Here is a 23529-nt window from a genome sequence, read left to right as displayed (position 1 = left end):
AAAGGATGGATACGTGAGCGAAACAGCCTTGCCTAAAGATGACTCGCGACGGGTGCTCGATGCACCTGTTGATGCTCCTGTTGATGAAATGCCGACGCCACCGCCGCCACCTGCTGCCGGGCAGCGTCGAGGCAATGGTCTGGCAATCATTGCGCTGCTGTTGGGTGCGGCCGGTGTCGCGGTGGGCGGTTGGGGTGTCTGGCAGGTGCGTCACCTGCAAGCCAATAATCAGCAGCAACTGAGCCAGATGCAGGCGCTGAATGATCAGGCGCAAAACCTCAAGCTCAATGAGGAGCGCCTGAGTGCACGCCTGGCGCAATTACCTCCCGCCGATGAACTGGAAGCACGTAGCCGTCTGGTCATTCAGTTGCAAGGTGATCAGCAGCGGTTGAACCAGCGCCTGGAAACCATACTCGGCGCCAGTCGCAAGGATTGGCGTTTGGCCGAGGCCGAGCACCTCCTGCGTCTGGCCAGTCTGCGACTGTCTGCCTTGCAGGACATCAGCAGCGCCCAGGCACTGGTCCAGGGTGCCGACGAGATTCTGCGCGAGCAGAACGACCCAGGCGCCTTTGCTGCTCGCGAGCAGGTGGCCAGGACCCTGATTGCCTTGCGCAGTACCGAGCAACCGGATCGCACCGGGCTGTTTCTGCGTCTGGGCGCGCTGCGCGATCAAGTGGCCAGTCTCACCGAGCTGGCGCCGGAGTACAAGGACCGCGGGGATTCGTTGCTGGGCCTGACCGCCGATGGCGACGGTGCCAGTCGCTGGGCGCAATGGTGGGATCAGATTTCGCGCTACATCCGTATCGATTTCAATGCTGACAAAAACGTTCGTCCATTGCTGGCCGGCCAGAGCCTGAGTCAGGTACGCCTGGCCCTGAGCCTGGCGCTAGAGCAAGCGCAGTGGGCCGCACTCAATGGCCAGGCGGCGGTTTACTCCCAAGTGCTGGACGAAGCGAAGGACATCCTCAGGGGCAACTTCAACCCGGACAACGCACAAAGCAAAGTGATGCTTGAGCAGGTGGCCGAGTTGAGCAAGCAACCTGTCACTGTAGTCACGCCAGATATGACCGGCACCCTGAGCGCGGTGCAGGGGTATCTGGAACGGCGCAATGTCAACGCCGAGGATTCGGTCAAGCCAATGGCCAGGCCTGCCGCGAACGCCGCGCCGGAGGCTACGCCATGAGACGCCTCTATGTGATCGTGTTTCTCGTGATCGCCGCTGCCGCTGCGCTTGGGCTGGCGATTGCCGAACACTCCGGCTATGTGCTGATTGCCTACAAGACCTTCCGCTATGAGTCGAGCCTGTGGGCTACCTTGGCGCTGGTGGCTGTGCTCTGGCTGGTGATCTGGGGCATCAAGTCGCTGGTCGAACTGGTGATGGCTTCCAGTGGCGTGGTCAATCCGTGGTCGCGGCGTAACCGCAGTCGTCGGGTGCAGGTGGCGATCGAACACGGTCAACTGGACCTGGCCGAGGGTCGCTGGGCAAGTGCGCAACGTCACTTGCATCGGGCCGCTGAAGCCGAGCGCCAGCCGCTGCTTTACTACCTCGGTGCGGCCCGTGCCGCGAACGAACAAGGCAATTACGAAGAAAGCGACAACTTGCTGGAGCGCGCCCTGGAGCGTCAGCCTCAGGCCGAGTTGGCTATCGCCTTGAGCCACGCTCAGTTGCAGACCGATCGCGGTGATACCGACGGTGCCCTCGCCACCCTGCAAGCCATGCGTGAACGCCATCCTCATAACGCACAGACCCTGCGGCAGTTGCAGCGTTTGCTGCAGCAGCGTGGTGACTGGTCGGCAGTGATTCGCCTGCTACCGGAGCTGCGCAAAGATAAAATCCTGCCGGCGGCCGAGCTCGCCGAGCTGGAGCATCGGGCCTGGGGGGCGAACTTGTCCCTGGCAGCGCAACGGGAAGAAGACGGAACGGTGGGGCAGCAATCGCTTGAACGTGCCTGGCAACAACTGACCTCGGCACAGCGTCAGGAGCCGCAACTGGTGCTCGCGTATGCCGAACAACTGCGGCAATTGGGGGCTCAGGTCGAGGCCGAAGAAGTGCTGCGTACTGCCCTAAAACGCAGCTACGACAGTCATCTGGCACGACTCTACGGACTGGTTCGCGGCAATGATCCGGCCCGCCAGTTGCAGGCCGCCGAAGGCTGGCTCAAGGACCATCCGGCCGATCCTGGCCTGCTACTGACACTGGGTCGTCTATGTCTGCAAAACAGCTTGTGGGGCAAGGCCCGCGACTATCTGGAAAGCAGCCTGCGTGTACAACGCAATCCGGAAGCCTGTGCGGAACTGGCACGCTTGCTGGCGCAGATGGGCGATACCGAGCGCAGCAACCAGCTGTTTCAGGAAGGCCTGGGGTTATTGGATGAACGCTTGCTCGCGGCCCCTCTGCCAGTGCCAGTCCGCGCTTGACCCGTTCGCTGGCGCCAGGTTCCGGCGTCTGAGCGATGACCTGCGGCGAAGGAGTGATCGCCCTCGCCGCAGTGCGATGATGAGTTGAAATTCAGTTGCCGCATCTCGTCGCAGGAAAAGTCCTACAGAGGACTACATTTTTTCCTCTCGCCTGCGTCGGGATTTCCCTACACCTGTGCTGAAGTCTCTGTGGGCACTTGCCTTGTAAGGCTGTCGCGCTTTCCTCTACCGTAATGGTCTGTCACTACTTTTACGGAAAAGCCATGTCTTTGGCCTGCTCACGCTCCTTGTTTTTCATGGCTTTCATTGCGGGCGCTCTGGCGATGGGCGTTTCCTACCACCTGGAATATGCAGTCGGCCTGCGGCCTTGTGGATTGTGTCTGTTGCAACGTTTTTGCATGGCGCTCTTTGCCGGTGTCTGCCTGTTGGCTTCGGTCCATGGCCCCGGTCGCATTGGAAACGTTCTGTATTGGCTGCTCAGTCTTTGTTGCAGTTTCGCCGGCACTGTCACGGCGTGGCGACAGGTCCTGCTGCAAAGCCTTCCGACGGAACAGGCAGCGACGTGCTCGACCGATCTGGCGGACGTATTGGCCAGTTCTCCGTGGCTATCCGTCGTACAACAAATGTTCAAGGGTGCTGCCGATTGTGTGGAAATTTCCTGGACACTGTTCGATCTGAGTCTCACCGAGTGGAGCCTGCTGTTCTTCGTCGCGATGATGATTCTGGCCGTTTACCAGTCGTTGCGACTGGTCTGGACCCGCTATCAGCGACCACTCAGCGGCGAGTCGTCGCACCGGGCCTTCGCGGGCGATTAAACACTTGTATGAACTTTATCGCCTGCGTACCTTGAAGCCAGTGTCGTGCGGGCATAATCTGGCCCGCACGTGTCATTGGAATTATGTTGCTCGATGACGCTCTGCCTGAAATCGCCCCCGACGTAACAAGAGGGCGACGGGCATTGAGCAGCTGACCCACAAGGGAAGAGAGATCACCATGCTCGAAAGTTGTCAGAATGCTCAGGAACGCTGGGGTGGAGTGCACCTGCTGATCGATCGCTGGTTGCAGGAGCGCAAAGAGCTGATCGATGCATACGACAAGCTCGGTGCCGATCCAGAGGCACTGTCCACGAATCGCAAGCCATTGCAGGAGTTCTGCGGCGTGCTGGTCGATTACGTGTCAGCCGGCCACTTTGAGATCTACGAACAACTTACCGGGGAAGCCAAGGCTTTCAACGACAAGCGTGGTCTTGAACTCGCCGAGACGATCTACCCGCGCATCGACGTAATTACCGAGAAGCTGCTGGCGTTCAATGACCTGTGCGATGAAGGCAAATGTGTCGCCGAGAAGTTCAAGGAACTGGGTGGCCTGTTGCACGAACGCTTCGAACTGGAAGACTGCCTGATCGAAGTGCTGCACACAGCCCACAAGGAAGTCGATTCGGTTCAGGCCTGAAGCACCTCCTGCAAGACCCCGAAACGGCGTGCCAAGGCACGCCGTTTTTCATTTCCGCTGTCAGTTGGTTGTGCCACGCAATTCAACTTCGAATACCAATGGGGTGAACGGTGCGATCACGTCGCCGGCACCGTCGGCGCCATAGGCTTGGGCCGATGGAATCACCAGTCGCCATTTCGCCCCGACCGGCATGTTTTGCAATGCGCTGCGCCATCCGGCGATCACGCTGTCGAGACTGAACCATTGTGGCTGGCTGTTCTGATCGAACACTGTGCCGTCTGGCAAGCGACCGATGTACAGCACCTGCACTTTGCCGTTCGGTCCGGCCTTGGCGCCAGTGCCAGGCGTCAACTCCTCCAGCAACACGCCATCAGCCAGTTCGCGCACGCCGGGCCTGGCCTTTTCTGTGGCGAGAAAACGCTGTTCCTTTTCCAGCGCCATTTCGCTTTGCGGCTCGGCTGACTGCATGGCGATCCGGGCTTCGTGCTCGTTCAGTATCTGCTGGATCTGCTCGTCCTTCAGCGCCAGTGCTTTGCCCTGATAGGCCTGCTGCAATCCTTCGACCAGTGCCTGGAGCTGCAGGTCGGGAGCCTCCTGGCGCAAGCGTTCGCCAAGGCTTGCGCCCAGGCTGTAAGCGAGATCGTGGGCTTCATTTTCCTGCGTTTTTTCGGCGGCCTGGGCCACCGAAAAAAACACGCACAGCGATAAAAAAAGGTAGCGCGACATGGGCACTCTCCGACCTGAATTGCGGGCGATTATGCCAGTGAGAATGCACGCAACGGTGAGCTGCTTTTGCGTCGAGGCAGAAGTTTTTCGATCCTTTGCAACGCGGGGCTTTCGATAGTGTCAACATGCCCTAGCGGCGGTTGCAGCAGAGGTCTAGTATGAGCCGCACTCACTTCAGCCAGGAGGTAAACCATGTCGGCCACCAAGAAGCCAGTAAAAACTCCATTGCACCTGCTCCAACAACTATCGCGCAGCCTGCTCGAGCATCTGGAAACCGCTTGTTCCGAAGCCTTGGCTGATGCTGAAAAACTGCTCGCCAAACTGGAAAAGCAGCGCGGACAAGCGCAAGAAAAACTGCACAAATCCCGCACCAAATTGCAGGACGCTGCGGCGGCCGGAAAAGCCAAGGCACAAGCCAAGGCCAAGGGCGCAGTGGCCGATCTTGAGGAGCTGCTCGATACCCTCAAAAATCGTCAATCGGAAACCCGCAGCTACATTCTGCAACTCAAGCGCGATGCTCAGGAAAGCCTGAAACTGGCCCAGGGCGTCGGTCGTGTACAAGAGGCTGTCGGCAAGGCGTTGTCCCTGCGTGCAGCCAAACCTGCTGCGGTACCTGCGAAGAAAGCCGCTGCCAAACCGGCTGCTGCAAAAGCACCGGCCAAGCCTGCTGCCGCAAAACCGGCAGTTGCCAAACCAGTAGCGAAAACTGCCGCAGCCAAACCTGCTGCAAAACCGGCTGCGAGAAAACCAGCTGCTGCCAGCGCCGCAAAACCTGCGGCTAAAACCACGGCTGCCAAACCTGCCGCTGCACGACCTGCCGCTGCAAAAGCCGCTGCTGCCAAACCTGCCGTGGCTAGAACCGCCGCCGCTAAAGCGGCTGCCAAACCAGCTGCCAAACCGGCCGCTAAACCCGCTGCCCGTACCGCTGCTGCGAAACCTGCTGCCAAGCCGGCTGCAAAACCTGTTGCTGCAAAACCAGCAGCCAAAACAGCAGTCAAGCCAGCGGCAAAACCTGCGGTAAAAGCGGCTGCCAAACCAGCCGCAAAACCAGCCGCTGCCAAACCGGCTGCTGCAAAACCAGCGGCCAAACCTGCGGTGAAAAAACCGGTTGCCGCGAAGCCAGCCACAGCATCGGTTGCCAAGCCAGTCGCTCCGGCTGCTCCAGCAGCACCTGCAGCAACTCCCTCGACAGCCGCGCCAGCGCCAACGCCTACCGCAACTTCGAGCGCTGTAACCACCCCAACCAGCGCTTCCTAAGTGCCGGTTACCGCGACGCGCAGCTGATGCAGCGCGTCGCGGTGCAGGTGGGCGGCCTCCGCCGCCGCACCTTCCAGCCAGGCCGATAGATCGGTCTCGGCATTTTGCGGCCAACTCTGCGCCGCTCTCTCCAGCCGCAACAACAGATGCCGTTCGGCTTCCAGCTCCAGTGCCTTCACTTGTTCACGCAGGGTATGCAAACCGGCGTCTTCCGAGGCTGCGGTTTTCCATTGCGTACGCAAGGCCCGTAGCGGCCGCACGACATCGGCTTCCCAGGCGACGGCCACGCTACGCAGTTGCTGCAAGCTCTGTTCATCGCAGGCCACACCTCGCTGTCCCAGCCACGCACAGCACAGCAACAGGCACACATTGACTCCCGCCGACTGCAATTGCAGGCATGCCTGCTCAACGCCCGGGCGGGCGTAAATGGTCAGGGAAAAGCTCCACAGGTCAGAGGACATAGTGCTACTCGCGCCAGTTGCGAGCGAAGCTGGTAGACTCCGCCGCCATTATGATTCGACTTCAGAACCTGACTTTACAGCGTGGCCCGCAACGTCTGCTAGAAGACGCCGAGCTGACCCTGCACGCCGGCCAGAAAGCCGGTCTCATCGGTGCCAATGGCGCCGGCAAATCGAGCCTGTTCGCCTTACTTCGGGGCGAACTGCACCCGGACTCGGGTGATTGCTTCCTGCCGGCCGACTGGCGTATCGCCCACATGCGCCAGGAGGTCGACACCCTCGAACGCCTGGCGGTCGACTACGTGCTCGATGGCGACCTGCGCCTGCGCCAGGTGCAATGCGACCTGGCGGCAGCCGAAGCAGCCCATGACGGTGCCGCACAGGCCCGCCTGCACTCCGAACTCGACAGCGCCGACGGTTACACCGCCGACGCCCGGGCGCGCAAGTTGCTGGCCGGTCTCGGGTTCACTAACGAGCAGATGGATCGTCAGGTCGGGGATTTCTCCGGTGGCTGGCGGATGCGCCTGAACCTGGCGCAGGCCCTGATGTGCCCATCGGACCTGCTGCTGCTCGACGAACCGACCAACCACCTGGATCTCGACGCCATCATCTGGCTTGAGGAATGGCTCAAGAGCTATCCGGGCACCCTGATGCTGATCTCCCACGACCGGGACTTCCTCGATGCCGTGGTCGATCACGTGGCCCACGTCGATCAGCGCAAGATCACCCTGTACCGCGGTGGCTACAGCGCCTTCGAGCGCGCCCGTGCCGAACGCCTGGCCCAGCAACAGCAGGCCTACGAGAAGCAGCAGGTGCAACGTGCGCACATGGAAAGCTACATCGCCCGCTTCAAGGCCCAGGCCACCAAGGCCCGTCAGGCCCAGAGCCGGATCAAGGCACTGGAGCGGATGGAAGAGCTGACCGCGGCCCACGTCGACTCGCCGTTCGATTTTGTCTTCCGTGAATCGCAGAAAATCTCCAGCCCGCTGATCGACCTGTCCGATGCCCGCCTGGGTTACGGCGACAAAGCCGTGCTGGAGAAGGTCAAGCTGCAACTGACCCCGGGTGCGCGAATCGGTTTGCTCGGCCCTAACGGCGCCGGCAAATCGACCCTGATCAAGAACCTCGCGGGTGAGCTCTCGCCATTGGCCGGCCGCTTGACCCGTGGCGAGAACACCGTGGTCGGTTACTTCGCCCAGCATCAACTCGATTCTCTGGATTCCAAGGCCAGCCCGTTGCTGCACCTGCAGCGTCTGGCGCCGACCGAGCGCGAACAGACCCTGCGCGACTTCCTCGGCGGCTTCGACTTCCGTGGTGCGCGAATCGACGAGCCGGTGTTGAATTTCTCTGGTGGCGAGAAGGCGCGTCTGGCTTTGGCGTTGATTGCCTGGGATCGGCCGAACTTGCTGCTGCTCGACGAACCGACCAACCATCTGGACCTGGAAATGCGCCTGGCGCTGACCATGGCCCTGCAGGAATTCAGTGGTGCGGTACTGGTGGTCTCCCACGACCGGCATTTGCTCAAAAGCACCACCGACAATTTCTATCTGGTGGCGGACGGCAAGGTCGAGGAATTCGACGGCGACCTGGAGGACTACACCCGTTGGCTGGTGGAGTATCGCCAGCGCAATGCCCCGGTCAGTAACACGCCGGTCAACCCGGACAAGACTGACAAGAAAGCCCAGCGTCAGGCCGCTGCTGCGTTGCGTCAGCAACTGGCGCCGCACAAGCGTGAAGCTGACAAGCTTGAAACCGAGCTGGGCAAGCTCCACGAAAAGCTGGCGAAAATCGATGCCAGCCTCGGCGACAGTGACATCTACGAACCGGCACGCAAGAACGACTTGCGTGATCTGCTGGCTGAACAGGCCAAGTTGAAGGTGCGTGAGGCGCAACTGGAAGAAGCGTGGATGGAAGCCCTGGAATTGCTGGAAAGCATGCAGGCGGAGCTGGAGGCGCTGTCCTGATGGACGCCTTCAAGCTGCCGTTGCCGGCGGTGTGGGTCGAGCCGATCTGGCTTGGCGTGCAAATCCTGCTGATCCTGTTCGCCGGTTACATCGCCCAGCGCTTTGTTGCCAAATGCCTGACTCGTCTCGGTGAGCGCTACCCGTTTCCGCCGCAGTTGCTGATGCCGCTGCGCGGGGGCCTGCGCTGGCTGATCATGGGCAGTGCGTTGATTTTCGTGCTGGAGCGCCTCGGGGTTTCGGCCACGGTGCTCTGGACCGCGCTATCCGGTTTTGTCGCGGTCGCGGCGGTGGCGTTTTTCGCCATGTGGAGCGTGCTGTCGAACCTGCTGTGCGCGATCCTGATCTTTACCGTCGGCCCGTTCCGCATCGGCGACGTGGTCGAGTTGGTGGACACCACCGACAAGCCTGGCGTCAAAGGTCGGGTGGTGGCGATCAATCTCCTCTACACCACGCTGGTCGAGGCCGAAGAACTCGGCACTGGCAGCGCCATGGTGCAAGTGCCCAACAGTTTGTTCTTCCAGCGTTCGGTGCGGCGCTGGCGCGGGACGGATGGTTTCCCTTCAAGCGGGTTTGAGAAGTAAGCCAGCTCAAGATCTAAAGAACGCAGCCTTCGGCAGCTCCTGCATTGGAATGCGTTTCCCTGTAGGAGCTGCCGAAGGCTGCGTTCTTTGCTTTTTGGCTGTTAGCAGTCGCCATGTCCTGTAAAAAATCGGTAGTCATCCAATCAAAGCCGCATTAGCTTAGACATCTGTCACGAGTCTGAGTCGAGGTGTGAAATGGAGCTTCAAACATGGCTGGCGTTTTTTGCCGCCTGCTGGGTGATCAGCCTGTCCCCCGGTGCCGGTGCCATTGCGTCGATGTCCAGCGGTCTGCAATACGGATTCTGGCGCGGCTACTGGAATGCCCTGGGTCTGCAATTGGGCCTTGCAGTGCAGATCGCCATTGTCGGCGCCGGTGTGGGCGCGATTCTGACGGCGTCGGCCACAGCCTTCTATGCGATCAAATGGTTCGGCGTGGCGTACCTGGTCTACCTCGCGATCAAGCAATGGCGTGCGCTGCCCAGCGATATGAGCGATGACGCGGCGGTGCGTCAGATCGGCAAGCCTCTGGCCCTGGTGTTCCGTGGTTTCCTGGTGAACATCAGTAACCCCAAGGCCCTGGTGTTCATGCTGGCGGTGTTGCCGCAGTTCATCGACCCCCATGCCCCACTACTGATTCAGTATCTGGTGATCGGCGTGACCATGATCTGCGTCGACTTGATCGTCATGGCTGGCTACACCGGTCTGGCGTCCAGGGTGCTGCGTCTGCTGCGCACACCGAAACAGCAAAAACGCATGAATCGGACCTTTGCCGGACTGTTCATCGGTGCGGCAGCATTCATGGCGACGCTGCGCAAAGCTGCGGTCTAAACCCGCGAAAATCCAGGAAGGCGACCCATGAGGTCGCCTTTTTCATTGGTGTATCAATACCTTGGAGAGCCCGTGATTTCACCGGAAGTCCCGACAATGCTTGAGCGAAACCCGTTGGGCGTTAACAATATGTAACTTCGTTTTTCCAACTGAGATTCATTCATGATTGCCCCCTCCCGTTTGCTGGCCTGGTTGCTGCTGCCGTTGTTCGCGGCGTGCAGCGTTAAACTGCTGGCCGCCCCCGCCGAAGGTGCGCCGCAGGCGCTGCACTTGCTCGATTACATCGGCGCGGATTACCCGGATACGGTGCAGGCGGGCAGCATCACGGACCAGGCCGGATTTCGCGCGCAGCAAGAGTCGGTCAAGACGCTGGGAAGTCTGATGGCGGCCATGCCGGCCAAACCGGAAAAAGCCGCGCTGGAGCAAAGCCTGACCGCGCTGGGAAATTCCATCGGCGCCCGTCAGGACGGTGCTGATGTCTCTCGCCAGGCCCGGCAACTCGGTGCAAAGCTGGCCGTGGCCTATGAAGTCAGCCAGGCCCCGCTCATTACGCCGGACCCGGCGCGTGGCGCGCCGCTGTACGCTCAGCATTGCTCGGTCTGCCATGGCGATACAGGGGCAGGCGACGGCCCGGCAGGTGTCGGCATGACGCCACCGCCATCCAATCTGCGTGACACCACACGACTGGATCGACTGAGCCTCTACGCGATCTACAGCACCTTGGGCTTGGGCGTCGAAGGGACTGACATGCCGGCCTTTGCCGATCAACTGGATGATCGTCAGCGTTGGGACCTGGCCACCTATATCGCCAGTTTCAGTGTCGACTCGGCGACGGCCAAGGCTGAAAAGACCTACAACATCGCCGACCTCGCTCGTCAGATCCCGGCCGAAGTGCTGGCCGCCGAAGGCCCGCAAGCCGCCGCGACCTTCCGTGCCCAGCGAGCACAACCGCCGCAGGTCAAGCGTGGCCCGGCACAACTGCTCGACTACACCGCAGCCACTCTGGACAAGAGCATCGCGGCGTATCGTGCTGGTGAGCATGATCAGGCTTATGACTTATCCGTAGCGGCGTATCTGGAAGGCTTCGAGCTGGTTGAGAGCTCGCTGGATAACATTGACGCCAACGTGCGTAAAGACACTGAAAAATCCCTGATGGCCTACCGTCAGTCGTTGCAGGATGGCCTGCCGGTGAGCGAGGTCGAGCAGCGTCTGGACGTGGCCAAGGCCAAGTTGAAGGCATCGGCTGGCCTGTTGGGCAACGAGGGTTTGAGCTGGTCGCTGAGTTACATTTCCGGCCTGCTGATTCTGCTGCGTGAAGGTCTGGAAGCGATTCTGGTGCTGGCGGCGATCCTGGCTTTCCTGCGCAACACGGGTCAACAGGCGGCGGTGCGCAGCGTCAACGCCGGTTGGGGGTTGGCGTTTCTGGCGGGGCTGGGTACCTGGGCGCTGGCAGCCTATGTGATCGATGTCAGCGGTTCGCAGCGCGAATTGCTGGAAGGCGCGACAGCCTTGTTTGCCAGTGTCATGGTGTTGTGGCTGGGCGTGTGGATGCATGACCGTCGTCACGCGGCGGCCTGGCAGGATTACATCAAGACCAGCCTGGTGGGTGGCGGTGGGCGTTTCGGCTTTGCGACCCTGGCGTTTTTCTCGGTGTATCGCGAACTGTTCGAAGTGATTCTGTTCTACGAAACCCTGTGGTTGCAGGCAGGTCCGGCTGGGCACAACGCGGTGCTGGCCGGAGGGGCCACGGCGCTGGTGCTGCTGGTCGGCCTGGCCTGGGTGATTTTGCGCGGTTCGGCGAAGCTGCCGCTGGCGCTGTTCTTCAGCATCAACGCAGGTCTTTTGTGCGCCTTGTCGGTAGTGTTTGCCGGGCATGGCGTGAAAGCGCTGCAAGAAGCCGGGATCTTCGGCACTCGACCGGTGCTGTTCTTTGACTTTGAATGGTTGGGGATCCATGCCGATGCGTATTCGCTGAGTGCCCAGGTTGTGGCGATCATTGCGATTGTCGTGTTGTACGGTCGTAGCCGGGTGGTTGAGAGGCAGCGGGTGCAGGTTTCTTAAACGGCATTCGCTTCGCTCACTTTCGCGGGCAAGCCACGCTCCCACAGGTTTAGCGTTAACCTGTGGGAGCGTGGCTTGCCCCGGGCGGCGTTCCGACGATGCTTTTCAACAGAGGAAAATTCAATGCGTGTGTGGATCGATGCCGATGCCTGTCCGCGGGCAGCCAAGGATCTGGTGGTGAAGTTCGCCCTCAAGCGCCAGTTCGAAGTGGTGCTGGTGGCCGGGCAGCCGCAGACCAAACCGGGGCTGGCGCTGGTCAAGTTGATCGTGGTGCCGAGCGGTCCGGATGCGGCGGACGATTATCTGGTGGAGCACGCGGTGCCCGGTGAGCTGGTGATTTGCAGCGATGTGCCGCTGGCCGACCGTCTGGTGAAGAAGGGCGTGGCGGCGCTCGACCCCCGGGGCAAGGAGTTTGATGCGCAGAACATGGGAGAGCGGCTGGCGGTGCGCAACCTGTTCACCGATTTGCGCGAACAGGGGCAAATGGGTGGGGGGCCAGCGCCGTTCGGCGACCGTGAGAAGCAGGCGTTTGCCAATGCGCTGGACCGGATCCTCACCCGGCTGGCCGGCAAACTGTAGGAGCGAGCTTGCTCCGGGCGGCGCTCCGACGATGGACGTCAACGATGACGAGTGCTGGCTGGATGAACGCGGCGCTCTCACGTCTTTCGCGAGCAAGCTCGCTCCTACAGTCCTGAACAATGTCAGGCGTCGTTTTCGTGTGTCAGTTCGAGCACGCGGTCCACGAGTTTGTTGATGCCGGACGCTGCCTCACTGATCGATTGCGCCAGCATGTAAGCCGGTGTGCTCACCAGTTTGCGTGCCTTGTCCTCGACGATGTCACTGACCGCGCAATCGGCATGGGTGGCGCCCATCTTGTTCATCGCGGCAGCGGTGTCGGTGTCATTGCCGATGGTGCAGGTGACGCCGGGGCCGTAGATCTTTGCCGCCAGGGCAGGGGAGATACACATCAACCCCACGGGCTTGCCGGCCTCGGCAAAGGCTTCGGTCAGTGCCAGGACATCCGGTTGAACGGTGCAGCCAGCGCCTTCGATGGCGAAGTTGGACAGGTTCTTGGCCGAGCCGAAGCCGCCGGGCACGATCAGCGCATCGAACTCATCGACGTTCGCGTCACGGATATCCTTGATGTTGCCCCGGGCTATCCGTGCCGACTCCACCAGCACGTTGCGCGATTCAGGCATTTCTTCGCCGGTCAGGTGATTGATCACCTGCAACTGCGCGATGTTCGGTGCGAAACACTGCACCTGAGCACCGCGCTGGTCCAGACGCAGCAGGGTGATGACGCTCTCGTGGAGCTCGGCGCCGTCGTACACGCCACAACCGGAAAGGATCACTGCAACTTTTTTGCTCATGGGCTTTTCTCCAGATTCATGGCGTTAAATGTCCACTAATTTGTCACTCGTTGCCATAGGGTTAATTCACGGCTACACATAGCATCTGTCCTCAAGATTCCGGTCAGGGCGTGTCATGGACTTCATTCTGTATGCGGTGCCGTTTTTCTTTGTGCTGATCGCCGTCGAACTGCTGGCCGACCGCTGGCGCGGGGTCAGTAATTATCGGGTGGCGGACGCGATCAACAGCATCAGCACCGGTGTGCTGTCGACCACCACGGGACTGCTGACCAAAGGCGTGGGGCTGGTGACCTACGCGTTCGCCCTCAAGTACCTGGCGCTGTTCGAACTGTCGGTCGACAGTGTGTGGGTCTGGGTGTTCGCTTTTGTCTTCTATGACTTCTGCTACTACTGGCTGCACCGCATGGGCCACGAGCGCAACATCCTCTGGGCCGCCCATTCGGTGCATCACCAGAGTGAGGACTACAACCTGTCCACGGCGTTGCGCCAGACCAGTACCGGATTCCTGCTGAGCTGGATCTTCTATCTGCCTATGGCCGTGTTCGGCGTGCCGCTGCTGATGTTCGTCAGCGTCGCGGCGCTGAACCTGCTCTACCAGTTCTGGGTGCACACCCGGCACATTCCCAAGCTCGGCTGGTTCGAATGGTTCTTTGTCACGCCGTCCAATCATCGGGCTCACCATGCACAGAATGCTCTCTACATGGATCGCAACTACGGCGGCGTGTTCATTATTTGGGACCGTCTGTTCGGCTCGTTCCAGGAAGAAGACGACAACGAGCCAGTGATCTTCGGTGTGACCACGCCGCTGGCGAGCTGGAATCCTGTGTGGGCAAACGTGCAGTTCTACGCGCAGTTGTGGGCAGATGCGCGGCGTACCGAAAGCACCTGGGACAAGCTGCGGATCTGGTTCATGCGCACCGGCTGGCGGCCGGCGGACGTGGCGGCCAAATACCCGATGAACAAGCCGGACCTGAGCCAGTTTCGCAAATTCGAGGTGCCGCTGGACGGGCGCCAGCAGCTCTACGTCTTGTTGCAGTTCTGCGCCTACATCGCGCTGGGCAGCTACTTGATGAATTTTGAGCCGAAGCTGCCGGTCGTCGCCCTGGTGTTGGGTTGGGTTGGGGGGCGGTGGCGTTCGGTCTGTTTGTGCTGGGCGTGGCCCTGGAGAATCGCCCGTGGGCGTTGAAGCTGGAGTGGGTGCGGCTGGCGTCGAATCTGCCATTGGTATGGCTGGCCCCGATGGTGGGGTTGTGGCCGGCCAGCGCGGTGGGCTGGGTCGGCCTGCTCAGTTACAGCCTGTTGAGTGGCATCGGTCTCTACTGTTGCAGGAACCGCATCACTCGGTTGGCGTCGTAGGGCCTTCGATGTTGGTCCGCGCAGCTTTCAGGGCTTGTTCGTCGGCGTAGACCTGCTTGGCCAGGCGGGCATTCTTGAAGCGCCGGCGCAGCCATAGCACGAAGCCCAGTACCAGCAGGGCGCCGAGTACCCAGAGTTCGTACTTCTTCACGCTGCCAAGCATGCCTTCGAGCACGGCGCCGAAATGGTACGCGGCCGCCGCCAATGCGGCGGCCCAGATCGCCGCGCCAATACCGTTGAGCAGCAGGTAACGGCCCGGCGGATAACCTGACAACCCGATGGCCACCGGCATGACCGTGCGCAAGCCGTAGACGAAGCGAAAGCTCAATACCCAGATGTCCGGGTGCCTGCGAATGTGTTCCAGCGCCCGGTCACCCATCATCTGCCAGCGCGGTTTGCGCGCCAGCAGCTTGCGGCCGTGCTTGCGTCCCAGGAAATACCACAGCTGGTCGCCGGCATAGCTACCGAAGAAGGCCACGACCACCACCAGGTTGATGTCCATGTATCCACGGAACGCGAGGAAGCCCGCGAGTACCAGAATGGTTTCGCCTTCGAAGAACGTGCCTAGAAAAAGGGCAAAGTAGCCGAAGTCATGCAGAAATTGTTGGAGCATTGTCTGGGTGCTGGCGAAATGAACGCGCAGCCTAACCCTTCGGACACATTCAGGAAAGTGTCCAAATGTGTCTCGACGTGAACATTTCCTACAACGACAATGGAATGCGGCTACCTGTCGCAGCGTGCGCATAACTGTAATACGTTCGTCATAATGGCCGCTTATAACTGTCACGCTCGCACGTCTGCGGGCTCAGGAGTCTGCCGTGAGCTTTACCCCCGCCAATCGTTTGTTCCCCGCAACCCGCCTGCGCCGCAACCGTCGTGACGACTTCTCGCGTCGTCTGGTCCGTGAAAATGTCCTGACCGTCGATGACCTGATCCTGCCGGTATTCGTGCTGGACGGTGAAAACCGTCGCGAAGCGGTGGCCTCGATGCCGGGTGTCGAACGCCTGACCATTGACCTGTTACTGGAAGAGGCGGCCAAGTGGGTCGAACTGGGGATTCCGGCGCTGGCGCTGTTCCCGGTAACACCCTCGCAGCTCAAGTCGCTGGACGCCGCCGAAGCGTGGAACCCGCAAGGTATCGCCCAACGCGCGACCCGTGCGCTGCGTGCGCAATTCCCTGAGCTGGGCGTGATCACCGATGTCGCCCTGGACCCGTTCACCACCCACGGCCAGGACGGCATTCTTGATGAAGAAGGCTACGTGCAGAACGACATCACCGTCGACGCACTGGTCAGGCAAGCCCTGTCCCACGCCGAAGCCGGCGCCCAGGTCGTGGCGCCATCGGACATGATGGACGGCCGCATCCAGGCGATCCGCGAAGCCCTCGAGGTGGCCGGTCACGTCAACGTGCGGATCATGGCCTACTCGGCCAAGTACGCCAGCGCCTATTACGGCCCGTTCCGCGATGCGGTCGGTTCGGCGCTGAACCTGGGCAAGGCCAACAAGGCCTCCTATCAGATGGACCCGGCCAACAGCAACGAAGCCCTGCACGAAGTGGCGGCGGACTTGTCAGAAGGTGCAGACATGGTCATGGTCAAGCCAGGCATGCCGTACCTGGACATCCTGTGCCGGGTAAAAGAAGAATTCAAAGTGCCGACGTTTGTTTATCAAGTCAGCGGCGAATACGCCATGCACATGGCGGCGATCCAGAATGGCTGGTTGAGCGAAGGGGTTATCCTCGAGTCCCTGACCGCTTTCAAACGTGCAGGGGCAGATGGCATCCTGACGTACTTTGCCGTTCGTGCCGCTCAATTGTTACGAGAGCAAAAATAGCCCTCCCAGGAACATTCGATGAATACCGAAGTGCTCACTGAAGTTGCCGTAAAAGACGCTCAACCTGTGGTGGAGCAAGTCGACGAGACCCCGCCGGAGCTGGAGCCAGCTCCGCCCGCAGCGGTCGTCGAAACCGCTGCACCAGCGCCAGCGCCGGCGGTGGCCATTCCCGGTCTGGATGACAGCAGCCTGTACATCCACCGCGAGCTCTCGCAACTGCAGTTCAATATCCGCGTGCTGGAGCAGGCGCTGGACGAGTCCTACCCGTTGCTGGAGCGGCTGAAGTTTCTGTTGATCTTCTCCAGCAACCTGGACGAGTTCTTCGAAATTCGTGTCGCCGGCCTGAAGAAGCAGATCACCTTCGCCCGTGAACAGGCTGGCGCCGATGGTCTGCAGCCGCACCAGGCCCTGGCTCGCATCAGTGAGCTGGTTCACGGTCACGTCGATCGTCAGTACGCAATCCTCAATGACATTCTGTTGCCGGAGCTGGAAAAGCATCAGGTCCGCTTCATCCGTCGCCGCAATTGGACGACCAAGCTCAAAACCTGGGTCCGCCGCTATTTCCGCGACGAGATCGCCCCGATCATCACCCCGATCGGCCTCGACCCGACGCACCCGTTCCCGTTGCTGGTGAACAAGAGCCTGAACTTCATCGTCGAACTCGAAGGTATCGATGCGTTCGGTCGTGACTCCGGCCTTGCGATCATCCCGGCACCGCGTCTGCTGCCGCGCATCATCAAGGTGCCGGAAGAAGTCGGCGGCGCTGGCGACAACTATGTGTTCCTGTCGTCGATGATCCACGCCCACGCCGATGACCTGTTCCAGGGCATGAAGGTCAAGGGCTGTTACCAGTTCCGCCTGACCCGGAACGCCGACCTGGCGCTGGACTCCGAAGATGTAGAAGACCTGGCCCGCGCCTTGCGTGGCGAGCTGTTCTCCCGTCGTTATGGCGATGCGGTACGTCTGGAAGTGGCTGATACCTGTCCGAAACACCTGTCCGACTACCTGCTCAAGCAATTCAACCTGAGCGAGTCGGAGTTGTATCAGGTCAACGGTCCGGTGAACCTGACGCGGCTGTTCAGCATCACCGGCCTCGACAGCCAGCGCGAGCTGCAATACCTGCCGTTCACCCCGCAGATTCCGAAACTGCTGCAGAACAGCGAGAACATTTTCAGCGTGATCAGCAAGCAGGACATCCTGCTGCTGCACCCGTTCGAGTCGTTCACCCCGGTGGTCGACCTGCTGCGTCAGGCTGCCAAGGATCCGCACGTGTTGGCGGTGCGCCAGACGCTGTATCGCTCCGGCGCCAACTCGGAAATCGTCGATGCGCTGGTGGATGCTGCGCGTAACGGCAAGGAAGTCACCGCGGTGATCGAACTGCGTGCGCGGTTCGACGAAGAGTCCAACCTGCAACTGGCCAGCCGTCTGCAAGCGGCCGGTGCGGTAGTGATCTATGGCGTGGTCGGCTTCAAGACACACGCCAAGATGATGCTGATCCTGCGTCGCGAGGCGGGTGAAATCGTGCGTTACGCGCACCTCGGTACGGGCAACTACCACGCCGGCAACGCCCGCCTGTACACCGACTACAGCCTGCTGACTTCCGACGACGCTTTGTGCGAAGACGTCGGCAAACTGTTCAGTCAGTTGATCGGCATGGGCAAGACGCTGCGCATGAAGAAATTGCTGCACGCGCCGTTTACCCTGAAAAAGGGCATGCTCGACATGATTGCCCGCGAAACCCAGTTCGCCCTCGACGGCAAACCGGCGCACATCATCGCCAAATTCAACTCGCTGACCGATCCGAAGATCATCCGTGCGCTGTACAAGGCCAGCCAGTCAGGCGTGCGCATCGATCTGGTGGTGCGTGGCATGTGCTGCCTGCGGCCGGGCATCACTGGGGTCTCCCACAACATCCACGTGCGTTCGATCATTGGCCGCTTCCTGGAACACACCCGGGTCTTCTACTTCCTCAACGGCGGCGACGAGCAGATGTTCCTGTCCAGTGCCGACTGGATGGAGCGCAACCTCGACAAGCGCGTCGAGACTTGCTTCCCGGTGGAAGGCAAGAAGCTGATCATGCGGGTCAAGAAAGAGCTGGAGATGTATCTGACCGATAACACCCACAGCTGGAGCCTGCAGTCGGACGGTCGTTACGTGCGTAATACACCGACCGGAAACCAGAACCCGCGCAGTGCCCAGGCGACATTGCTGGAGCGTTTGGGCAGCCCGATACTGACGGTGCGGTAACGCGGATCAGGCAGACAAAAAGGGCGATCCAAATGGATCGCCCTTTTTCATTCTGCACTGCCCACTGTAGGAGCGAGCTTGCTCGCGATGGGCGTGAACGATTATGCGTACAGCCTGGATAAACGCGTTGCCCTCAGGTTTTTCGCGAGCAAGCTCGCTCCTACAGGGGCTCTAGCGAGCGCTCAACACGATATCGACCCGGGTCAGCCATTGCGCTTCGATTTCGAAGTCGGCCTGGGTCAGCTGGTTTTCGTCCAGCCAGTTCTCCGGGAACACCACTTCCAGGCTATTGCCATAGGCGTTCAGTTCCACCTGGGGCATTTGCTGGGTGCCACGGATGTGGTGGAACAGGATCGCAAAGCGCAGCAGCACGCACAGACGAATCAGCTTGATGCCGTCGTCGCCGAAATCGGCGAACTTGTCCTTGGGAATATTGCGGCGGTGGCCGCGCACCAGTAGCGCGAGCATCAACTGGTCTTCGCGGGAGAACCCGGCGAGGTCGGAGTGCTCGATCAGGTAGGCGCCGTGCTTGTGGTACTGATAGTGAGCAATGTCCAGGCCCACTTCATGGACCTTGGCCGCCCAGCCGAGCAGTTCACGCCAGACGCCGTCTTCCAGATCCCAGTCCGCGGCCACCTGATCGAACGCATGCAGCGCCTTGCGCTCGACCCGTACCGCTTGCTCTTGATCGACGTGGTAGCGCTCCATCAGTGAAGTGAGGGTGCGCTCGCGCACGTCTTCGTGATGATGGCGGCCCAGCAGGTCATAGAGTACGCCTTCGCGCAGGGCGCCTTCGCAGTGATCCATGCGTTGCAGTTCGAGGGCGTCGAAGATCGCTTCGAGGATCGCCAGGCCGGCGGGGAAAATCGCCCGGCGATCCGGTTTGATTCCTTCGAAATCGATTTTCTCGACATCGCCCAGCTTGATCAGTTTGCGCTTGAGCCAGGCCAGGCCTTCGGCATTGACCTCGCCGGTGCCGTGACCGCCAGCCTTCAACGCCAGACCGATGGCGCGGATGGTGCCCGAGGAACCGATGGCTTCATCCCAGGTCAGGCGGTGCAGGGCATGCTCGATGCTCATGATCTCCAGCCGCGCCGCGGTGTACGCCTGGGCGTAACGGGCCGGGGTGATCTTGCCGTCCTTGAAATAGCGCTGGGTGTAGCTGACGCAACCCATCTGCAGGCTTTCGCGCAGCAGCGGTTCGAAGCGCTGGCCAATGATGAATTCGGTACTGCCGCCGCCGATGTCGGCCACCAGGCGCTTGCCCGGGGTATCGGCGAGGGTGTGGGACACGCCGAGGTAGATCAGGCGCGCTTCTTCACGACCGGAAATGACTTCCACCGGGTGGCCGAGGATTTCTTCGGCGCGACGGATGAATTCGGCGCGGTTGCGGGCTTCACGCAAGGCGTTGGTGCCGACGATGCGAACGGCGCCGGTGGGCATACCGCTGATCAGTTGGGCGAAGCGCTTGAGGCAGTCGAGCCCGCGCTGCATCGATTCTTCGTTGAGATGGCGCTCTTCGTCGATGCCGGCGGCCAGCTGAACCTTCTCCCCGAGACGCTCGAGAATACGGATCTCGCCGTTCTGGGCCTTGGCCACGACCATGTGAAAGCTGTTGGAGCCCAGGTCGATTGCGGCGATCAGGGACAGATTCTTGGCTTGGGATTGCGGCATGGTCAGGGGTCTCGGTCGATAACCTCGACATCGTGCCACGATCAAAGGCTGCCGCCAACGCGTAGGTGACCGCTTCGCGGTCAATCGCGAGCAGGCTCGCTCCCACAGGGTCCCATGTTGCCTCTAATCCCACGACCGACACACAACCAATGTGGGAGCGAGCCTGCTCGCGATGACGGCCTGAGCGGCGCCGAAAATCTTTCAGGCCACAGCCTCAACCGTCCCGATGAAATTCGCCAGCTCTGCCGTCTGCGGGTTGGCGAACAGTACTTTCGGATCCCCAACCTCATGCACCTTGCCCTGGTGCATGAACACCAACTTGTCCCCAACCTCCCGTGCGAAGCGCATTTCGTGGGTGACCATGATCAGCGTCATGCCTTCCTTCGCCAGTTGCCGAACCACGCTCAGCACTTCATTGACCAGCTCCGGGTCCAGGGCCGAGGTGATTTCATCGCACAGCAGCACTTTCGGCGACATCGCCAGGGCACGGGCAATCGCCACCCGCTGTTGCTGCCCGCCGGACAGTCGATCCGGGAAGGCATCGAATTTTTCCCCCAACCCGACCCGCTCCAGCATCTGCCGCGCCAGTTCGGCGGCCTTGGCTTTTGGTGCTTTCTGCACCACTTGCGGCGCGAGCATCACGTTCTCACCCACGGTCAGGTGCGGGAACAGGTTGAACTGTTGGAACACCATGCCGACTTTCTGCCGCAGGCTGCGCAGGTCGGCGCGGGCGGCGTCGAGGTATTCGCCGTCGACTTCGATCACACCGTCGTTGATCGACTCCAGGCCGTTGAGGGTACGCAGCAGAGTGGACTTGCCCGAGCCGCTGCGGCCGATGATCGCCACCACCTGGCCTTCCTCGACACTCAGGTCGATGCCTTTGAGCACATGGTGATCGCCATAGTATTTATGCAGGGCGGAAATTCTAAGCAGAGGCATGCAGTCTCCTTTCCAGGTAGCGCGCACTGAGCGACAAGGGATAACAGAGCAGGAAATAGCCGAGGGCGACGAGGCCGTAGACCATGAAAGGTTCGAAGGTGGCGTTGGCGAGCATGCCGCCAGTCTTGGTCAGCTCGGTGAAACCGATGATCGAGGTGACGGCGGTGCCTTTGACCACTTGCACGGAGAAGCCCACAGTCGGCGCCACGGCGATACGCAGGGCTTGTGGCAGGATCACGTAGCGCAGTTGCTCCAGCGGGTTCAGCGCCAGGCTCGACGAGGCTTCCCACTGGCCGTTGGGAATCGACTCGACGCAACCGCGCCAGATCTCCGCCAGGTAAGCGCTGGTGAACAGCGTCAGCGCGATCGCCGCCGCCATCCACGGCGAAATCTCCACCCCGGCCAGCGCCACGCCAAAAAACACCAGGAACAGCTGCATCAACAGCGGCGTGCCCTGGAACAGTTCGATGTAAGTGCGAGCGAAACTGCGCGGCAGGGATTTATCCGAGATGCGCATGACCATGATCAGCAAACCGATCAATCCGCCGCCAATGAACGCCACCAGCGACAGCGCCAGCGTCCATTGCAGGCCGGTGAGCAGGTTGCGCACGATGTCCCAGAAGGTGAAATCGCTCATTGGTTGTTCCTCGCGATAAACCGATGCCCGATCCAGTTCAGCAATTGGCGGATCAGCAGCGCCATGCACAGATAGAGCAGCGTGGTCAGGGCATAGGTTTCAAAGGCTCGGAAGTTGCGCGATTGAATGAAGTTGGCCGCGAAGCTCAGCTCTTCAGTGGCAATCTGTGAACACACCGCCGAGCCGAGCATCACGATGATGATCTGGCTGCTCAGGGCTGGCCAAACCTTACCCAGCGCCGGCAGCAGCACCACGTGACGAAAGGCTTCGAAACGTGTCATCGCCAACGCCGCCGCGGCTTCCAGCTGGCCGCGGGGGATCGCCTGGATGCCAGCGCGGATAATCTCGGTCGAATAGGCGCCGAGGTTGATGACCATCGCCAGCACCGCCGCCTGCCATTCGGAAATCTGCACACCCAGGGACGGCAAACCGAAGAAGATGAAAAACAACTGCACTAGAAATGGTGTGTTGCGGATCGATTCGACATAGACCGCGAAAATCCCCGCGAAAGGCCGGATGTTCCACGCTCGCACCAGCGCCCCGGCGATGCCCAGGCCCACCCCAAGCACCGCGCCAATGGCTGTCAGCTCAAGGGTGAACAATGCACCGCGCAGCAACAGGTCGGTGTTGTTCACCACCGGCAGGAAATCGAACTGATAAGCCATAAAACGTCTCCAGCGCGCCGAATCAGAGATCGGCCGGCAGCGGTTCTTTCAGCCAGGTGAGGGCGTTTTTCTCCAGTGCGCCGTCGCTCTTGGCGGTGACGAGGATCTGGTTGACCTTATCCAGCAGCGCCGGCTCGTTCTTGTTAACACCGATGTAGACCGGCGAATCCTTGAGCTTCACTTTCAGCGCTGGCACGCGTTTCGGACTTTTCTCGCTGATCGCCACCATCACCACGTTGCCGCTGGCGATCAGGTCGACCTGGCCCGCCAGATACGCGGCGATGGTCGAGTTGTTGTCTTCGAAGCGCTTGATGGTCACACCTTCGGGGGCGACCTTGGTCAGCTCGATGTCTTCGATGGCGCCGCGGGTCACGCTGATGGTCTTGCCCTTGAGATCGTCCAGACCGTTGATGCTGGCGTCTGGCGGACCGAATACAGCGAGGTAAAACGGCGCGTAGGCGCGGGAGAAGTCGATGACTTTTTCGCGTTCCGGGTTCTTGCCGAGGCTGGAGATCACCAGGTCGACCTTGCCGGTGGTGAGGAACGGGATGCGGTTGGTGCTGTTGACCGGCGTCAGTTCGAGTTTGACCTTGAGCTGGTTGGCCAGCAGTTTCGCGGTGTCGATGTCGAGTCCCCGGGGTTGCATGTCCGGGCCGACCGAGCCGAAGGGCGGGAAGTCCTGGGGCACGGCGACCTTGAGGACTCCGCGCTTGACCACATCGTCCAGACCGTCGGCGTGGGCGGGGACCTGGCTCAGCAGCAGGCTGGCAAACAGGGCAGCGAGGAGGGCGCGGTAACGCTGGGTCATGGCAAATCTCCGGATCGGCGAGGAGTGATTTCTGCGGATCGACAGAGCATGGGCCATGCCAACTTGGGGTTTTGAGGGCGCCAGGGCGCGGTTTTGCTGGTGTCGAACGGTCTTACTGGTCTGAACAGTCAGGTTGTATTTCGCACCCCGATAGCGCAGCCAGGAAAATTGCCGAACCCCCATGGGGCACGACTTGCCGGGCGTCGTGAATAGCTTTACAACTGGGCGCACATTGTCCTGGTTCGTTTGGAAAACC

At 60.8% G+C, this 23529-nt stretch carries 21 protein-coding genes and 1 pseudogene; 13 read left to right on the top strand and 9 right to left on the bottom strand.

The features are described 5' to 3' along the window. Positions 1–13 precede the first annotated feature (13 nt). The 4 genes from KW849_RS24830 to rsd all read left to right on the top strand — a co-directional run bounded on the left by KW849_RS24830 (position 14) and on the right by rsd (position 3870). Positions 14–1183 (top strand): uroporphyrinogen-III C-methyltransferase, encoded by a 1170-nt coding sequence (locus KW849_RS24830; protein WP_218431672.1) that lies wholly within the window; start codon positions 14–16, stop codon positions 1181–1183. Then, on the top strand, positions 1180–2418 hold the full coding sequence (locus KW849_RS24825) for a heme biosynthesis protein HemY (protein ID WP_218431671.1): 1239 nt from the start codon (positions 1180–1182) through the stop codon (positions 2416–2418). Before KW849_RS24830 ends, KW849_RS24825 begins: the two co-directional genes overlap by 4 nt. Positions 2419–2681: 263 nt before the next feature. Then, positions 2682–3233 carry a disulfide bond formation protein B gene (locus tag KW849_RS24820; RefSeq protein WP_218431670.1) on the top strand — a complete coding sequence of 184 codons (552 nt, stop codon included), beginning with the start codon at positions 2682–2684 and terminating at the stop codon, positions 3231–3233. Positions 3234–3411: 178 nt separating this feature from the next. Further along, positions 3412–3870, top strand: a complete 459-nt coding sequence (rsd, locus tag KW849_RS24815; RefSeq protein ID WP_218431669.1) for a sigma D regulator — start codon at positions 3412–3414, stop codon at positions 3868–3870. 60 nt (positions 3871–3930) lie between these two features. Here rsd and KW849_RS24810 read toward each other — a convergent pair whose 3' ends face one another. After that, complete coding sequence (locus KW849_RS24810; RefSeq protein ID WP_218431668.1) at positions 3931–4596, bottom strand: FKBP-type peptidyl-prolyl cis-trans isomerase; 666 nt, start codon at positions 4594–4596, stop codon at positions 3931–3933. 192 nt (positions 4597–4788) lie between these two features. On the opposite strand from KW849_RS24810, the gene KW849_RS24805 reads away from it, so the two are divergent. Continuing rightward, entirely contained in the window at positions 4789–5853 is a 1065-nt protein-coding gene (locus KW849_RS24805; protein WP_218431667.1) for an AlgP family protein, read from the top strand. On the opposite strand, the gene KW849_RS24800 is transcribed toward KW849_RS24805, so the two are convergent. Further along, positions 5850–6314, bottom strand: coding sequence for a TIGR02444 family protein (locus KW849_RS24800; RefSeq protein ID WP_218431666.1), 465 nt, complete (start codon positions 6312–6314; stop codon positions 5850–5852). The genes KW849_RS24805 and KW849_RS24800 overlap by 4 nt on opposite strands. A gap of 50 nt (positions 6315–6364) precedes the next feature. On the opposite strand from KW849_RS24800, the gene KW849_RS24795 reads away from it, so the two are divergent. From KW849_RS24795 to KW849_RS24775, 5 genes are all read left to right on the top strand, one after another. Then, complete coding sequence (locus KW849_RS24795) at positions 6365–8275, top strand: ATP-binding cassette domain-containing protein (RefSeq protein WP_218431665.1); 1911 nt, start codon at positions 6365–6367, stop codon at positions 8273–8275. Further along, a complete protein-coding gene (locus tag KW849_RS24790; RefSeq protein WP_218431664.1) occupies positions 8275–8856 on the top strand; it encodes a mechanosensitive ion channel family protein in 582 nt (193 codons plus the stop codon). Before KW849_RS24795 ends, KW849_RS24790 begins: the two co-directional genes overlap by 1 nt. 195 nt (positions 8857–9051) lie before the next feature. Beyond that, positions 9052–9684, top strand: coding sequence for a homoserine/homoserine lactone efflux protein (rhtB, locus tag KW849_RS24785; RefSeq protein WP_218431658.1), 633 nt, complete (start codon positions 9052–9054; stop codon positions 9682–9684). Positions 9685–9846: 162 nt separating this feature from the next. Continuing rightward, positions 9847–11745 (top strand): cytochrome c/FTR1 family iron permease, encoded by a 1899-nt coding sequence (locus tag KW849_RS24780; RefSeq protein ID WP_218431657.1) that lies wholly within the window; start codon positions 9847–9849, stop codon positions 11743–11745. A gap of 123 nt (positions 11746–11868) precedes the next feature. Next, on the top strand, positions 11869–12324 hold the full coding sequence (locus KW849_RS24775) for a YaiI/YqxD family protein (protein ID WP_218431656.1): 456 nt from the start codon (positions 11869–11871) through the stop codon (positions 12322–12324). 122 nt (positions 12325–12446) lie between these two features. Here the strand turns inward: KW849_RS24775 and elbB are convergent, their stop codons facing one another. After that, complete coding sequence (gene elbB, locus KW849_RS24770; RefSeq protein ID WP_218431655.1) at positions 12447–13115, bottom strand: isoprenoid biosynthesis glyoxalase ElbB; 669 nt, start codon at positions 13113–13115, stop codon at positions 12447–12449. Between the two features lie 115 nt (positions 13116–13230). On the opposite strand from elbB, the pseudogene KW849_RS24765 reads away from it, so the two are divergent. Beyond that, positions 13231–14471: pseudogene (locus KW849_RS24765) on the top strand (sterol desaturase family protein). On the opposite strand, the gene KW849_RS24760 reads toward KW849_RS24765, so the two are convergent. Further along, positions 14452–15084 carry a DedA family protein gene (locus KW849_RS24760; protein ID WP_218431654.1) on the bottom strand — a complete coding sequence of 211 codons (633 nt, stop codon included), beginning with the start codon at positions 15082–15084 and terminating at the stop codon, positions 14452–14454. The pseudogene KW849_RS24765 and the gene KW849_RS24760 overlap by 20 nt on opposite strands. A 205-nt stretch (positions 15085–15289) precedes the next feature. Here KW849_RS24760 and hemB point away from each other — a divergent pair, with 205 nt between their 5' ends. After that, positions 15290–16303: a porphobilinogen synthase gene (gene hemB / locus KW849_RS24755; RefSeq protein WP_218431653.1), complete on the top strand. Its 1014-nt coding sequence runs from the start codon at positions 15290–15292 to the stop codon at positions 16301–16303. Between the two features lie 18 nt (positions 16304–16321). After that, positions 16322–18550, top strand: coding sequence for a polyphosphate kinase 1 (gene ppk1, locus KW849_RS24750; protein WP_218431652.1), 2229 nt, complete (start codon positions 16322–16324; stop codon positions 18548–18550). A 171-nt stretch (positions 18551–18721) separates the two neighbouring features. Here ppk1 and ppx read toward each other — a convergent pair whose 3' ends face one another. From ppx to KW849_RS24725, 5 genes are all read right to left on the bottom strand, one after another. Continuing rightward, a complete protein-coding gene (gene ppx, locus KW849_RS24745; RefSeq protein WP_218431651.1) occupies positions 18722–20224 on the bottom strand; it encodes an exopolyphosphatase in 1503 nt (500 codons plus the stop codon). A gap of 201 nt (positions 20225–20425) precedes the next feature. After that, positions 20426–21163 (bottom strand): amino acid ABC transporter ATP-binding protein, encoded by a 738-nt coding sequence (locus KW849_RS24740; protein WP_218431650.1) that lies wholly within the window; start codon positions 21161–21163, stop codon positions 20426–20428. After that, entirely contained in the window at positions 21150–21800 is a 651-nt protein-coding gene (locus KW849_RS24735) for an amino acid ABC transporter permease (RefSeq protein WP_108217176.1), read from the bottom strand. Before KW849_RS24735 ends, KW849_RS24740 begins: the two co-directional genes overlap by 14 nt. Beyond that, entirely contained in the window at positions 21797–22465 is a 669-nt protein-coding gene (locus KW849_RS24730) for an amino acid ABC transporter permease (protein ID WP_218431649.1), read from the bottom strand. Before KW849_RS24730 ends, KW849_RS24735 begins: the two co-directional genes overlap by 4 nt. A gap of 22 nt (positions 22466–22487) precedes the next feature. Further along, entirely contained in the window at positions 22488–23273 is a 786-nt protein-coding gene (locus KW849_RS24725) for a transporter substrate-binding domain-containing protein (RefSeq protein WP_218431648.1), read from the bottom strand. Positions 23274–23529 lie beyond the last annotated feature (256 nt).

Origin of the sequence: Pseudomonas sp. PDM26, assembly GCF_019219185.1 — a bacterium.
Classification (GTDB): Bacteria; Pseudomonadota; Gammaproteobacteria; order Pseudomonadales; family Pseudomonadaceae; genus Aquipseudomonas.
This window is presented reverse-complemented; position numbering and strand designations above follow the sequence as displayed.